General features: G+C 72.1%; 11 protein-coding genes (1 of these 11 cut by a window edge). 2 read left to right on the forward strand and 9 right to left on the reverse strand.

All coding sequences use genetic code 11. The features are described 5' to 3' along the window. Together BJ969_RS20120 and BJ969_RS20125 are read right to left on the reverse strand one after the other, a co-directional pair. A protein-coding gene (locus BJ969_RS20120; RefSeq protein WP_184480951.1) for a type I polyketide synthase crosses the window boundary here: on the reverse strand, window positions 1–2,205 show its 5' portion. It extends 25,542 nt beyond the left edge of the window; 2,205 of the gene's 27,747 nt are visible here — the first part of the coding sequence; it begins with the start codon at window positions 2,203–2,205; the stop codon falls past the left edge of the window. Between the two features lie 620 nt (window positions 2,206–2,825). After that, complete coding sequence (locus BJ969_RS20125) at window positions 2,826–3,857, reverse strand: GDP-mannose 4,6-dehydratase (protein WP_184480953.1); 1,032 nt, start codon at window positions 3,855–3,857, stop codon at window positions 2,826–2,828. 573 nt (window positions 3,858–4,430) lie between these two features. Between BJ969_RS20125 and BJ969_RS20130 the strand changes: the two genes are divergently transcribed. Further along, window positions 4,431–5,861 carry an acyl-CoA carboxylase subunit beta gene (locus BJ969_RS20130; RefSeq protein ID WP_184480955.1) on the forward strand — a complete coding sequence of 477 codons (1,431 nt, stop codon included), beginning with the start codon at window positions 4,431–4,433 and terminating at the stop codon, window positions 5,859–5,861. Between the two features lie 49 nt (window positions 5,862–5,910). Then, window positions 5,911–6,678: an alpha/beta fold hydrolase gene (locus BJ969_RS20135; protein WP_184480957.1), complete on the forward strand. Its 768-nt coding sequence runs from the start codon at window positions 5,911–5,913 to the stop codon at window positions 6,676–6,678. A gap of 287 nt (window positions 6,679–6,965) precedes the next feature. Here BJ969_RS20135 and BJ969_RS20140 read toward each other — a convergent pair whose 3' ends face one another. The 7 genes from BJ969_RS20140 to BJ969_RS20170 form a co-directional block, all read right to left on the reverse strand. Continuing rightward, window positions 6,966–9,623 carry a LuxR C-terminal-related transcriptional regulator gene (locus BJ969_RS20140; RefSeq protein WP_184480959.1) on the reverse strand — a complete coding sequence of 886 codons (2,658 nt, stop codon included), beginning with the start codon at window positions 9,621–9,623 and terminating at the stop codon, window positions 6,966–6,968. A 74-nt stretch (window positions 9,624–9,697) separates the two neighbouring features. Next, window positions 9,698–10,738, reverse strand: coding sequence for an alcohol dehydrogenase catalytic domain-containing protein (locus BJ969_RS20145; protein ID WP_184480962.1), 1,041 nt, complete (start codon window positions 10,736–10,738; stop codon window positions 9,698–9,700). Continuing rightward, window positions 10,735–11,220: a PTS sugar transporter subunit IIA gene (locus tag BJ969_RS20150; RefSeq protein ID WP_184480964.1), complete on the reverse strand. Its 486-nt coding sequence runs from the start codon at window positions 11,218–11,220 to the stop codon at window positions 10,735–10,737. Before BJ969_RS20150 ends, BJ969_RS20145 begins: the two co-directional genes overlap by 4 nt. Further along, entirely contained in the window at window positions 11,210–11,686 is a 477-nt protein-coding gene (locus BJ969_RS20155; protein ID WP_246457018.1) for a PTS sugar transporter subunit IIBC family protein, read from the reverse strand. The genes BJ969_RS20150 and BJ969_RS20155 overlap by 11 nt, the downstream gene beginning before the upstream one ends. Next, complete coding sequence (locus BJ969_RS20160) at window positions 11,683–12,774, reverse strand: PTS transporter subunit EIIC (protein WP_184485554.1); 1,092 nt, start codon at window positions 12,772–12,774, stop codon at window positions 11,683–11,685. The genes BJ969_RS20155 and BJ969_RS20160 overlap by 4 nt, the downstream gene beginning before the upstream one ends. A gap of 64 nt (window positions 12,775–12,838) precedes the next feature. Then, window positions 12,839–13,780, reverse strand: a complete 942-nt coding sequence (locus BJ969_RS20165; RefSeq protein ID WP_184480965.1) for a hexose kinase — start codon at window positions 13,778–13,780, stop codon at window positions 12,839–12,841. A gap of 215 nt (window positions 13,781–13,995) precedes the next feature. Then, entirely contained in the window at window positions 13,996–14,682 is a 687-nt protein-coding gene (locus tag BJ969_RS20170) for a LuxR C-terminal-related transcriptional regulator (protein ID WP_343071506.1), read from the reverse strand. Between the last annotated feature and the right edge of the window lie 36 nt (window positions 14,683–14,718).

Below are 14,718 nucleotides of genomic sequence, written 5' to 3' on the forward strand. Positions count from 1 at the left end.
CTTCGCCTTGCGCCCCGACTGCTCGAAGTGCTCCGCGACCGCCACCGCCTCATCGGCGTCGCCCGAGATCACGACGGCACGCGGACCGTTGACCGCCGCCAGCGAGACCTGATCGGTCAGCAGCGGCGCGACCTCGTCCTCGGTCGCCTCCAGCGCGATCATCGCGCCGCCGCGCGGCAACGCCTGCATCAGGCGTCCGCGCGCGGCGACCAGCGCGGACGCGTCCGCGAGCGAGAACACCCCGGCCACGTGCGCGGCGGTGATCTCACCGATGGAGTGCCCCGCCACGTGGTCCGGGCGCAGGCCCCACGACTCGGCGAGGCGGAACAGCGCCACCTCGATCGCGAACAGCGCGGGCTGCGCGTAGCCGGTCTCGTCCAGCAGCGCGGCCTCGGCGGTGCCCGGTTCGGCGAACAGGACCTCCCGCAGCGGGCGGTCCAGGTGGGCGTCGAGCTCGGCGAGCGCCGCGTCCAGCGCCTCGGCGAAAACCGGGAACCGGGCGTGCAGCTCGCGGCCCATGCCGAGGCGTTGCGCGCCCTGCCCGGTGAACAGGAACGCCAGCTTGCCCGCGGATCGCGCCGAACCCCGGACCACTCCGGCCGGTTCGGCGTCCTCGGTGAGCGCGCGCAGTCCCGCGCGCAGCTCCGCGCGGTCGGCGGCGGTGACGACGGCGCGGTGCTCCAGCCCGGCGCGGGTGGCCGCCGACAGCGCCACGTCCAGCGGCTCGGGCTCGGCGGAGTCCACGAAGGACAGCAGCCGCCGGGCCTGCTCGCGCAGCGCCTCGCCGGACTTCGCCGACAGCGCGACCGGAACGGCACCCGCGGGCACCACGGGTGCCGCCTCGACCGGTTCCGGCTCGGGCGCCTGCTCGATGATGGTGTGCGCGTTGGTACCGCTGATGCCGAACGAGGAGATTCCCGCGCGGCGCGGGCGGTCCGACTCCGGCCACGACGTGTGCTCGGTGAGCAGCCGCACCGCCCCCGAGTTCCAGTCCACGTGCGAGGAGGGTTCGTCGACGTGCAGCGTCTTCGGCAGCAGCCCGTGGCGCATCGCCAGCACCATCTTGATGACGCCGGCGACACCGGCGGCGGCCTGGGTGTGGCTGATGTTGGACTTCACCGATCCCAGCCACAGCGGCCGGTCCGCCTCGCGGTCCTTGCCGTAGGTGGCCAGCAGCGCCTGCGCCTCCACCGGGTCGCCGAGCACCGTCCCGGTGCCGTGCGCCTCGACGACGTCCACTTCGGACGCCGACAGCCGCGCGTTCACCAGCGCCTGCTGGATGACGCGCTGCTGCGACGGGCCGTTCGGCGCCGTCAGGCCGTTGGACGCGCCGTCCTGGTTCACCGCGCTGCCGCGCACCACCGCGAGGACTTCGTGCCCGTTGCGACGCGCGTCGGAGAGCCGCTCCAGCACCAGCACACCGGCGCCCTCGGCCCAGCCGGTCCCGGCGGCCGAGTCGGCGAAGGAGCGGCAGCGGCCGTCGACGGACAACCCGCCCTGCCGGGAGAACTCCAGGAAAGTCGCCGGGCTGGACATGACGGTGACGCCGCCCGCCAGCGCCAGCGAGCACTCCCCCGAGCGCAGCGAGTGCGCGGCCAAGTGCAGCGCCACCAGCGAGGACGAGCACGCGGTGTCGACGGTGACCGCCGGGCCGACGGCGCCGAAGGTGTAGGAGAGCCTGCCGGACAGGACGCTGCCGCTGTTGCCGGTGAGCTGGAAGCCGTCCACGTCGTCGGCCGGGCCGACGCGGTAGTCCTGCGCCATCGCGCCCATGAACACGCCGGTGCGGCTGCCCCGGATCGACGCCGGGTCGACGCCCGCGCGCTCGAAGGCCTCCCAGGTGGCCTCCAGCAGCACCCGCTGCTGCGGGTCCATCGCCAGCGCCTCGCGCGGGGAGATGCCGAAGAAGTCCGCGTCGAATTCGCTCGCGCCGTGCAGGAATCCGCCGGAGCGGGTGGAGGTGTCGAGCTCGTCGAGGTCCCAGCCGCGGTCGGCCGGGAAACCGGAGATGCCGTCGCGCCCCTCGGCGACCATCCGCCACAGGTCCTCCGGGCCGGCGACGTCACCGGGGTACCGGCAGCTCATCCCGACGATGGCGATGGGTTCGCGGGCGGCGTCCTCCAGCTCCTGCACGCGCGCGCGGGACCGCTTCAGGTCCGCGCTGGCCCGCTTCAGGTAGTCCCGGAGCTTCTGTTCGTTGTCCATGTCCACCCAACCCATCTCAGGCGGCCCCCTCAGGGGCTCCCACGGCCGAATCCGGCCGGCCCATTGCCCGGCACATCTGCGGAGTTCCAGGAACCGTGCGCTCGCCCGGTGCCGCGCCACGGCACCGGGCGTCCCGCTCAACCCGGCCGCGCACCACCGGACGCGCCCGCGGTCCGCCGCACGGCGACCGGACGCGCGCACACTTCCGCCCACCAAGACATGCGCCCAGTCTCACCACTGCCAGGCAGGAAAATCCTTAGGAGTGCTCTCCTCGTGACCTGCGTAGGGGGCGGGTGGCGGAACCTCAGCGTTCTTCTCGCTGCGGGATCTTTTTCCCAAGTGGCTCCGCCACGAGGGAAAAAGCCGTCCTCGCGAAAAGAACGCTGAGAACCCGCGGGTCGTCCGGTTGCTCAAGCTGGTCACTGCTCAGCGGCTTCGCCGCTGACAGGACAAAGACCACAAGATCCGCGCGGGCTCCTGAGTCTCGGGCCCGGGCAACGCTTTCATCGCCTCGCAGGGCAGGAACGCAGACCGGCCCCCGGTCGCGTCGGGACGCGAGTTCGGGGGCCGGTTGTCGGCGGTGGTGCGGGGGAAGTTCTTCCGGTGGTGGGGCCGGGCGGTCACCAGCTCGCGGCGGAAAGGACTTCGGCGTAGTCGCGTTCGCGGGAGGCCTGGCGGATGTCGGACTCGACCATCATCGTCATCAGCTCGGTGAAGTCCACCTTCGGTTCCCAGCCGAGTTCGCGGCGGGCGTGGGAGGAATCTGCGCACAGCGTCTCCACCTCCGCCGGGCGCACCAGCGTCGGATCGATCGCGACGTAGTCCTCCCAGTTCAGGTCGGCCGCCTCGAACGCGATCCGCACCGCGTCGCGCACCGAGTGCATCCGCCCGGTGCCCACCACGTAGTCCGCGGGCTGCTCCTGCTGCAGCATCAGGTGCATCGCGCGCACGTAGTCGCCGGCGAAACCCCAGTCCCGGACCGCGTCCAGGTTGCCCAGGTACAGCTTGTCCTGCAGCCCCAGCTTGATCTGCGCCACGGCCAGCGAGATCTTGCGGGTGACGAATTCCGCGCCACGGCGCGGGGATTCGTGGTTGAACAGGATGCCGGACACGCCCCACACGCCGTAGGACTCCCGGTAGTTCTGGGTGATGTAGTGCCCGTAGGTCTTCGCCACGCCGTACGGGCTGCGCGGGTGGAACGTGGTGGTCTCGCTCTGCGGCGTCTCGGCGACCTTGCCGAACATCTCCGAGGACGACGCCTGGTAGAAGCGGATGCCGTCCGACCCGGCGGCGCTGGAACCGTGCAGGCCGCTGACGATGCGGATCGCCTCCAGCATGCGCAGCACGCCCATGCCGTTGACCTCGGTGACCAGCTCGGCCTGCTGCCAGGACATCGGCACGAACGAGATGGCGCCCAGGTTGTAGACCTCGTGCGGCTGGACCAGGTCCACCGCCGAGACCAGGCTGCCCTGGTCCATCAGGTCACCGTCCACGAAGGACAGATCGGACGCCAGCCTGCTGACGCGGGACTTGCGGGGGTTCGCCTGACCTCGGTTCAGGCCCCACACCTGGTATCCCTGGGCGAGCAGGTGCTCGGCCAGATAGGAGCCGTCCTGCCCGGTGATCCCGGTGATCAGCGCTCGCCTGGACATGTGCTTCCCCTTCCACCACCTGACAACGAACCACCCGTGCCGACCGCGTGGACGGCCGCGGGAAGGCGCGCGGCGGCGCGCCGGGTACCAGCACAGGTCGAAAGGCAACCGCCGGGAACGCCCGGCTCGGCCCGGTCCTGACGCTGGCAGCCGATCACGCGAAGTGTCAAAGAAATCAAGCACACCCTAGGGATTCGCTCAGTACTTCGTTTCCGGTTCTCTAGGGTGGCCTGCGCAGCGGGTCGGGTAGCGGAACCTCAGCACTTCGTTTCTCGACGTCGGCGAGGGAGGTCTTTGATCACCGTCTTGTCAGCGGCGAAGCCGCTGAGCAGTGACCGGCTTGAGCACGACGACCACCGGCGGGTTCTCAGCGGTCTTCTCGCGAGGACAGCGATTTCGCTGTGTACGGCATACCTGAGAAATCGCGGCCACACCAGGAAAGCGGGCAGCGAGAAGGCCGCTGAGGTTCCGCTACCCGACCCGCTGATCAAGCCGCCAGAAGGTGGCCGTTGCGCGGACTAGGAATTCTCTTGGTCGTGGATTGGTGTACTGGGGTGTGGCAGGAGGTGTGCGATGACTTCGTCCGTCACGGAACCAGCCGGGCTCGACCAGGCTCCGGCCGATCCGCGCGACCCGGTCCACCGGATGTCGCGGCTGCTCGACGAGGGCAGCCTGGAGGTGACCTGGCGCGAGGGCGGCGTGGCGGTCGTCGTCGGGCAGGGCCGGATCGGCGGCGCCGAGGTCGTCGTCTACTGCACCGACGCCACCCGCAAGGGCGGTGCGATCGGCGTCGACGAGTGCCCGCCGATCGTCGAGGCCATCGACAGCGCGGTGCGGCGTCGCCTCCCGGTGATCGGGATTTGGCACTCCGGCGGCGCGAAGCTCGCCGAGGGCGTCGCCGCGATGGACGGCATCGGGCTGATGTTCGCCGCGATGGTGCGGGCCTCCGGCGTGGTTCCGCAGCTGTCGGTGGTGCTCGGACCGGCCGCGGGCGGTGCCGCCTACGGGCCTGCGCTGACCGACCTCGTGATCATGTCCGAGGGCGGCCGGGTGTTCGTGACCGGACCCGACGTGGTGCGGTCGGTGACCGGCGAGCAGATCGACATGGCCGGGCTCGGCGGCCCGGAGGCGCACGGGGCGAAGTCCGGCGTCGCGCACCTCACCACCGCCTCCGACGAGGAGGCGTTCCGGCAGGCCCGCCGGGTCACCGCCTTGCTGAGCTCCCCCGGCTCGTTCGACCTGGACGCGCTCGGCGAGCGGCAGGACCTGCGGGCGCTGCTGCCGGAATCGCCCAAGCGCGCCTACGACGTGCGCCCGCTGGTGCGCGCGATCCTCGACGACGGCCCGGAGGGATTCGCGGAGCTGCAACCGAAGTGGGCGCCGAACATGGTCACCGGCCTCGGCAGGCTCGGCGGCCGGACCATCGGCGTGCTCGCGAACAACCCGCTGCGCAAGGGCGGCTGCCTGGACTCGCTGTCGGCGGAGAAGGCGTCGAGGTTCGTGCGGTTCTGCGACTCGTTCGGCGTCCCGCTGGTCGTGCTGGTCGACGTGCCCGGCTACCTGCCGGGCGTCGGGCAGGAATGGGGCGGCGTGGTGCGCCGGGGCGCGAAGCTGCTGCACGCCTTCGCCGAGGCGGTGGTGCCGCGGGTGACGCTGGTGACCCGCAAGTCCTACGGCGGCGCGTACATCGCGATGAACTCCCGTTCGCTGGGCGCTTCCGCCGTGTTCGCCTGGCCGGACGCGGAGGTCGCGGTGATGAGCGCGAAGGCCGCCGTCGGCGTGCTGCACCGCAAGCGGCTCGCCGCCGCCACCGACGACGACCGCCCGGCGCTGGAGCAGGCGCTGATCGCCGAGCACGAACGCGTCGCGGGCGGCGTCGGGCGCGCGATGAGCATCGGCGTCGTCGACGAGCTCATCGACCCCGCCGACACCCGCCACCGCCTCGCCGACGCCCTCGCCACCACCCCGCCCGGACGCGGCGCGCACGGCAACATCCCGCTGTGACCAGGCCGATCCGAGCCGCCGCAGCAGACCCCTTCGCAGAGGAGACCCCGTGACCGATCTGGATCCCGGCAAGTGGTTGCGCCGCTACCACCCGGCACCCGGCGCCGAGGTGCGCCTGGTGTGCTTCCCGCACGCGGGCGGCTCGGCGAGCTTCTACCGACCGGTCGCGACCGCGCACTCCCCCGCCGCCGACGTCGTGGTGCTGCAGTACCCGGGCAGGCAGGACCGGCACCGGGAGCCGCTTATCACGAACATCGACGAGTACGCCGAGGCGATCACGGCGGTGCTGGCCGCCGAACCGGAGCTGCCGACGGTGTTCTTCGGCCACAGCATGGGCGCGCTGCTCGGCTTCGAGGTGGCGCACCGGCTGGAGCACGGCGCCGGCGCACCGCCGCGCGCGCTGGTCGCGTCCGGCCGCCGCGCGCCGGGCACCGCCCGCGACGAGCGGGTGCACCTGCTCGACGACGACGGGCTGCTAGCCGACGTGCGCACCCTCAACGGCGCCGCGGCGGCGCTGGAGGACGAGGAGATCGTGCGCATGTCGCTGCCCGCGATCCGCAACGACTACCGCGCGGTGGAGACCTACCCGCCGCGCCGGGACCGGGTGGTGGACTGCCCGATCGCCGTGCTCATCGGCGACGAGGACCCGAAGTCCACAGTGGACGAATCGCTGCGCTGGAAGGAGCACACCACCGGCGCGTTCCGCCTGCGCACCTTCCGCGGCGGCCACTTCTACCTGGTCCAGCAGGCCGCAGCCGTCAACGCCGAACTCACCGAGGAGCTCAGCACCCTGCACCGAACACCCTCGGCACACTGACCCGCGACCCGGCAGCCGGCCGCACGACCGTGATCAAACCGATGGGTCGCCCGGCCGAAACGATCCTTAGAACCGCCACTAGAAGGATCTTTTGATCTTGTCAGTGGCGGAGCCGCTGAGCAGTGACCAGCTTGAGCAAGTCGACCACCGGCGGGTTCTCAGCGGTTTCCTCGCGAGGACGGCTTTTTTCCTCGTGGCGGAGCCACTTGGAAAAAAGATCCCGCAGCGAGGAAACCGCTGAGGTTCCGCTGAACGACCACTTACGCAGGTCACTCCGAAAGGACCGTTCACCCCGCGTCAAGAGAGTCCGCGAGGTCGGCGAGGCCGGCTCGGCCTGCTACGCCGAGCTTGCGGTAGACCTTGGTGAGGTGCTTCTCGACCGCGCGGGAGCTGACGCCGAGTTCGGTGGCGATCTGCTGGTTGCCCAGGCCACCGGCCACCAGCTTCGCGATGCGCAGTTCCGCGCGGGTCAGCTCGGCCTGCGTGCCGGGGCCGTCGCCCGCGATCTCGTCCACCGAGCGCAACCTCGGCACCCCGCAGGACGCGGCCAGCTCGTCGCCCTCGTTGAGGTGCGCGGCGGCATCGAGGCGGTCCGAGCCGAGCAGCCTGCGCCCCAGCATCAGGTGCGCCTTGGCCAGTTCCAACGTGCACGCCGGTCCGCCGCCGCCCAGCACCTCGACGGCCCGCCGGAACAGCTCCGATCCCGCGTCGCCCTCGGTGACCGCGCCCCACACGCGCAACGCGCGCCCGACGCCGCTGGGGGCGCCCCAGGCCACCGCCCGCCGGTACTCCTCGGAGATCAGTTCGACGGCCGGTTCGGTGCGCTGCAAGCGGTGGTAGAGCAGCGCGGCCCAGCTCCGCCACGGCAGCAGGCACGGGTTGGTCCAGCCGAGCCGTTCCCGTTCGCGCCCGCACTCCAGCAGGTGCTCCAGCGCCGAACCGAAGTCCTGCAGGCTCACCGCCAGCGCGGCGTCGCGCAGTTCCCGCACCCACACCTGCACGGCCTGGTCCCAGTCCCGGTGCCGGGCCAGGACCCGAGCCGCCGCGCCGGTGTCCACCGCGTCGAGGACGACAGTCGCCAGCGTCTCGAAGCACCGCGACACCACCGAGACCAGCGCCGGGTCGCAGCGGCGCAGCGTGCTCTCCGCCAGCGCCACCGCCTCCGCGTACCGGCACGCCCGCACCAGCGCGGCGGCCCGCTCGGCGTCGATGATGAGGCGTTCGGCGGCGCGCTCGCCGCGGTCGCCCAGCGCGGCGGTCACCTCCGCCATCCACGCGTCGGCCTCGCCGACCTCGTCGGCCAGCGACAGTGCCCGCGCCGCGAGCGTCACCGTGCCGAACGCCTGGCGCGGTTCGGTTCCGCTCGCCAGCGCCCGGCGCGCCCACGGCAGCACCGCCTTCACGTCGGAACCGGTGAGGGTGGCCGCGTAGAGCAGCACCGCGGCGCGCTCCGGATCCACCTGGTCGTCGGGGTTCAAGGCGTCGAACCGTTCGCGGGTGTCGGCGCACCAGCTGGGGTCGCCGAACCGGGCCGCGCGCATCCGGGTGTCGATGGCCAGCGCCACCGCGGGTTCCAGCTCCTCGTGCGCGCGATACTCCTCGAAGGCCGCGTGCATCGACAGCGGCGCCACCGCCAGCAGCATCGGCGGCACCTCCGCCAGCGCCGCCGCGCGCTGCCCGGTGGAGGCGAACCGGGGCAGCGCCTGGGACAGGTGGCGCATCGCGGCGACCGGCGCGCTGGAGCGCTCCGCCTCCGCCAAGTCCGCCAGCAGCACCGAGCGCTCCGCGCCCGCCGTGGGGCAGGCCAGCAGCGCGCGCCGCAGGCAGCGGATCGCCGCGGGCACGTCGCCCCGGTCCAGCGCGCGCCGCCCGGCGGCGTGCAGCACGCCGGTGGCCCACTCGCCCTGCGAGGCGTCCGAGGCCAACAGGTGCTCGGCCACGACCTCCACCGGCCGCTGGTCGGTCTGCAGCAGCCGGGCCGCCCTGCGGTGCCACTCGCTGAGTTCCGCGGGCGTCAACCCGCCCTCCGCCACGTCGCTGATCACCGGGTGCGCGAAGCGGGGGCGCTGCGGGTCCGTGAGCACGCCCAGCGCGACGAGCGCGTCGATGGCGGCAGCGCACGCCTCCGGGGCGAGCTCGGCCAGTTCCGCGAGGCGTTCCGGTTCCGCGGCGTCGAGCAGCGCCACCGCGCGCGCGGTGGCCAGCACCGGTTCGGGCTGCGCGCGCAGCGCCGCCCTGGCCCGCTCCGCCACCACCGACGGCCGCAACGACCACACCGCGTCCACATCGGACTCGTCGGAGCGCTTGCCGCTGTCGCGCAGACCGCACGCGATGGCCTGCAGCAGCAGCGGCCTGCCGTGCGACATCCGGTGACAGGCGGCGACGAACCGGGCGTCGCCGGGCACGCCGAACACGTCCCGCACGACGGCGCCGGCCCCTTCGGCGCTCAGCGGGGCCAGCGCGCGGCGGTGCGCGGCGCGGTCGAGCACGCGGGCGAACACCGCCGGGTCGGTGGCGGCCTGCCCGTCGCGGTGCGCCACGACCACCAGCACGCGCGAGTCCGCCACCGCACGGCACAACCGGTCGATCCAGCGCAGCGATTCCACGTCCGCGCACTGCAGGTCGTCCACGAGCAGCAGCACGGGTTCGCTCGAGGTGAGCAACCCGTTGCGCATCGTGGTGAAGTCCGGTCCCACCTCGGATTCGGTGGTGCAGCAGGAGAACTGCGTCAGCACGCCGAACGGGATGTCGCGCTCCGGGGTGGTGGCCACGGCCCGCAGCACCCGCACGCCCTGCTCCCGCGCGGTCGACGCGGCCTCGGCCAGCAGCGCCGAGCGACCGATGCCGAACGGGCCGGAGAACGCCAGCAGACCACCGTCGCCGTGGCGCGCCCGCTCCAAGGACGCGCGCAGCAACGTGGTCTCGTTCTCCCGTTCCCGCAGCACTTCGCCGCTCCCTTCCCGTCAACGCCGAAGACCCGCGGTCCGGATCACCGGAACCGCGGGCCCTGGGCACGCGATCACTGCTCGATGGTCACCTTGATCGCCGCGCCGGTGCTGACGGTGTGGATCGCGTCCAGCACGCCGTCCAGCGGCAGCCGGTGGGTGATGAGGTCGTGCACCGGGACCTCGCCGGAAGCGATCAACCGCAACGCCCGCCGGTTGTGCTCCGGGGTGGACCCGTTGGCTCCGACGATCGTGAGCTCACGGTAGTGCACGGCGTTGGAATCGCAGTCGATGATCGGTGAATCCTTGGGCAAACCACCGAAAAAACTGATGCGGCCGCGTCGCGCCGCCATCTGCAGCGCCTGTTCCTGGGCCTCGCCGGAGGCCGCCGCGGTGATGACCACGTCGGCGCCGATGCCGTCGGTCAACCGCAGCACCTCGGCGACCGGGTCGGTCTCCGCGGCGTGGATCGTCGCGTCCGGGCGGACCAGTCCGGCCGCCTGCTCCAGGCGTTGCGCGTTGAGCTCCACGAGGTAGACCGCCGCGGCGCCGCGGGCCCGCGCCAGCCGGGTGTGCAGGCAGCCGATCGGGCCGGAGCCGACGACGACCACCACGTCGCCCGGCCCCACCCCGGCGAGCTCCTGCCCGTTGAGGACGCAGGCGAGGGGTTCGGCCACCGAGGCGTCGGCGAAGTCGAGCCCGTCGGGCAGCACGTTCACCCCGTCCACTCGCAGCACCTGCTCCGGAACCGTGAGGTATTCGGCGAAACCGCCGTCGTAGTGGTAGCCCATCGAGCGCTGGTTCGGGCACACCGTCTGCCTGCCGCGCTTGCAGTACCCGCACTCGCCGCACGGGATCGCCGCGATCACCTGCACCCGGTCGCCCGGCGCGAAGCCCTGCGCGCCCTCGCCCACCGCGACCACCTCACCGGCGATCTCGTGGCCGATCACCCGCGGCGGATCGATGTGGTGGTGCCCGTGGCGCATGATCTTCAGGTCGGTGCCGCAAGTGGAGCAGTTGCGCACCCGCAGCTTCAGCTCACCCGGCCCGGCCTCCGGTTCCGGCGCCTGCTCGATCCGGATGTCGCCGGGGGCGTAGAAACGTGCGACCTTCACCTGTCCTCCTCAGTGGACCGCAACAGCCGATCGACCGTCGCCTCGTCCGGCGCCTCGCGCAGTTCGCGCGCCCGCACCGGATCCATCAGGACCGTCGCGAGCGCCGCCAGCACGCCCAGGTGCTGCGCGCCCGCCGGATCAGGGGACCCGTCGGCCGGCGACGCACCCGCCGCGATGGCCACGCACAGCCGGACCGTCGCCCCGTCGCTCCAGCGCACGCCGCCGGGGAACTGGACCACGACCAGCGCGGTGCGCCGCACGAAGCGGCGGGACTCGGTGGTGCCGTGCGGGATCGCCACGCCTTCGCCGAGGTGGGTGGTCATGGAGCGTTCCCGCTCGTGCATCGCCGCGACGTACGGCCCGTCCACCGCGCCCGTCTCGACCAGCAGCCTGCCGCACTGGTCGATGGCGTCGGCGCAGCCCGCGGCGGTCCGGCCCAGCCGTACCGCGAGCGGGCGGGGCGGACGGGCCTCAACGACCACGGTTGCCGCCCTCCCCGAGGGGTCCGCCTTCGCGCACGGCCTGCTCGACCTCGTCGAAGACCGGGTCGCCGAGGAAGCTGCGGAAACCGAGGATGACCGCGGAACCGGTGTCCTCCCGCCGCGCCCGCTCCAGCAGCGTCTCCTGGCAGAGGATCAGGTCGGCGTCGGCCGGGATGTCACCGACGGAGGCGTGCGAGACCTTCACGTCGTAGGGCTTGAGCCTGCCCGCGAGCTGCGCGGCGACCATGGCGCTGCTGCCCATCCCCGCGTCGCAGGCGATGACCACCTTGTGCACCGCAGAACCTTCGATCGTGCCCATCGAGCGCTCCTCTCCTTCCCGCCGGGCGTCTTCGACCTCGCTCGGCGGCACGGGCTCCTCCCGCAGCTCGTCGTGCGATCCGCGAACCCGGCGCTGGGCGAAGCCGATCGCGCGCAACCAGCGCGACGCCGCCGACCCGGCGCTCATCGGACCGCTCCACCGGTCGAGACGCCGTCCTCGCGCCTGCCGAGCTTCAGCACGACCGAGGCCACCAGGAACGACACCACCGCCGAGACCGCGATCCCGGCGATCACGCCCAGATAGCCGCCCTTCGGCGTCACCGCCAGCAGCGCCACCACGCTGCCCGGTGAGGGCGTGGCGACCAGACCGGCTCCGGTCACGCTGAACACGAACAGCCCGGCCGCGCTGCCGGAAATGGTCGCCAGCAGCAACTTCGGCGCGGCCAGCACGTAGGGGAAGTAGATCTCGTGGATGCCGCCCAGGAACTGGATGACCAGCGCCCCCGGCGCGGTCGCGCGCATCGCGGCCGGCCCGAACACGGTGATCGCCAGCAGCACGCCGAAGCCCGGCCCCGGGTTGGGCTCGACGAGGAACTCGATGGCCTTGCCGTGCGCCAGCGACTCCGAGACGCCCAGCGGGCCGAGCACGCCGTGGTTGACGGCGTTGTTGAGGAACAGCACCTTCGCCGGTTCCACGATGATCGCCACCAGCGGCAGCAGGTGCATGTGCAGCAACGCCTGCACGCCGTGGCCGAGCGCCACGGTGACGCTCTCGATCAGCGGCCCGATGGCCAGCAACCCCAGCACCGCGAAGATGCCGCCGATGATCCCGGAGGCGAAGTTGTCCACCAGCATCTTGAACGCCGGTGCCACCCGCTTGCCGACGGTGCCGTCGAACCGGCGCAGCACCCAGCCCGCCAGCGGCCCGACGATCATCGCGCCCAGGAACATCGGGATCTCGGCGCCGATCGCGATGCCGATAGTGGCGACCGCGCCGACCACCGCGCCGCGCTGCCCGTGCACCTGGCGGCCACCGGTGTAACCGATCAGCACCGGCAGCAGCAGCGTGATCATCGGCTCTTTGAGCTGCGCCAGGTGGGCGTTCGGCCACCAGCCGGACGGGATGAACAGCGCGCTGATCAGCCCCCAGGCGATGAACGCGCCGATGTTGGGCATGACCATGCCGGCCAGCTGCCCGCCGAAACGCTGCACTACGACGCGAGCCCGCTGCGCCTGCGCCTTCGATCTCGAATCTTCGGTGACCGTCCCTGACATGGTTGTCACTTCCCGTACCTCGCCGACGCCGTTGTCCTCTGCCTCGCCGACCGCCTCCCCGCGCTCAGGGGTCCCGGTGCAGCCGACGGTCCCAGGGCACCCGGGACGCGACGCGCACCAGGTCCGGGCGCAGGTCGTGCGGTTGCGGCATGGCGCTACCCGGCAGCGAGGCCGCTGCCGCGCCCCAGGCCACCGCGGTGACCAGCGCGGGCAGACCACCGCAGCCTTCGGAAAGATATCCGGCGAGTAAAGCGTCCCCGGCGCCGACGGTGTTCTGCGCGGTCACGGGCGCTTCGGCGTAGCAGTTCCCGTCGTGGCCGCGCAGCAGGGCTCCATCGGCTCCCAGGCTGGCCAGGACGGTGCCCGCACCGAGCTCCAACAGCTCATCGGCGGCGTCGGCCACGTCACCGATCGTTGTAATGGGGTGACCTACGGTCTCCTCCAGCTCCCGCAGGTTGGGCTTCACCAGGGCCGGTCCCGCCTGCACCGCTTCGCGCAGCGCGGGCCCGCTGGTGTCGACGACCACCGGCACCCCGAGCGAGCCGACCATCCGGATCAGCCCGGCGTAGTAGGCGCTGTCCACTCCGGGCGGCAGGCTGCCCGCGATGACGACCCAGTGCGCGCCTTCGGCCCCGCTCAGCACCGCTTCGGCCAAGGCGCGGGCGTCACCGTCGTCCAGCAGCGCACCGGGCTCGTTGAACTTGGTGACGGTGGCGTCCGGTTCGACGACGCTCATGTTGATGCGGACGGGTCCGACGGCGGGCACCCGCACGACGTCGATGCTGATGCCCGCGAGCAGCGCGACGAGCTGTTCGCCCTCGATGCCGCCGGCCGCGACGACCGCCCGCACGTCGACGCCGTGCAGGGCCAGCGCGCGAGCGACGTTGATGCCCTTGCCACCGGGGTCGACCCGGATGGACGAGGCCCGGTTCAGGCCGCCTCGGACGAGTTTGCGCACCTGCACGGTGCGGTCGAGGCTGGGGTTCGCCGTGACGGTGACGATCACGCGCACAGCCCTCCCCTGGTTCGACTAGCACCCGGTGCGGCTGCTCAGCGCGGAGCGCGAGCGGCCGGCACCGGAAAGTTGACCTTGCAGCTCGATCACCCCGCGGGCAACCGATGCACAGCGGATCTCAGGTTTTCCCGAAAGATCTCCGGCCGGACCGGGTCCGTCCGATCGCGCCGTATCCGGCGCGGGCGAGCCCCCGACGGGGCCGCCGATCACTTCACGTACTCCGGGAGCACGCGCGGCGGCCACTGGCCGACCCCGAGGATGCCCATCGAGTAGCCCTTCGAGACCAGGGCGGGACGGTTGGTGACCTTGAGCTTCCGCAGCAGCGTCGTCACGTGGTACTCGACGCCGCCCCGGCTCAGGTAGAGCTTCGCGGCCAGCTGCACCGTGGACTCGCCCGCCGCGACCCCTTCCAGGATCCGGGCGTCGACCTCGCTGAGCAGCTTCTCCTTGCCACCGACCATGGCGGAGCGCTGGGCCTCGTCGGGCTGCAGCAGGACCATCACGCCCTCGACGCGACCGGACTTGCCGGGCACCGCGATGCCGGTGAGCTCGCCGCCGAACAGCGCGTCCTTCGCCCCGATGGCGACCGCGTGCTCGACGAACCGCGGGTTGCGCCCCTCGGTGAGCCGGCCGAACTGGTACTGGAACTTGCCGCGCACGCTGGGGTGCAGGAAGTCGTAGAAGCTGCGCCCGCGCACGTCGGCGGCGCCGCGGCCGAACTGCTTGAAGAAGTACCGGTTCGCCTCCAGCACCCGCATGCCCGAGTCGAGGTTGGCCATGCACATCCCGGATTGCTCGAACAACGACCGGAAGATGTCCCGGTAATCGTCACCGGAATCGTCTGTCGCTCCGGCAGGCGTGGCTCGCGCTCGCATGGTGCCGCTGGATGTCATAGGAAATCGACCATTCCTCTCTGGCTGGCGAGAAAC

It is taken from the genome of Saccharopolyspora gloriosae (genome assembly GCF_014203325.1).
Classification (GTDB): Bacteria; Actinomycetota; Actinomycetes; order Mycobacteriales; family Pseudonocardiaceae; genus Saccharopolyspora_C; species Saccharopolyspora_C gloriosae.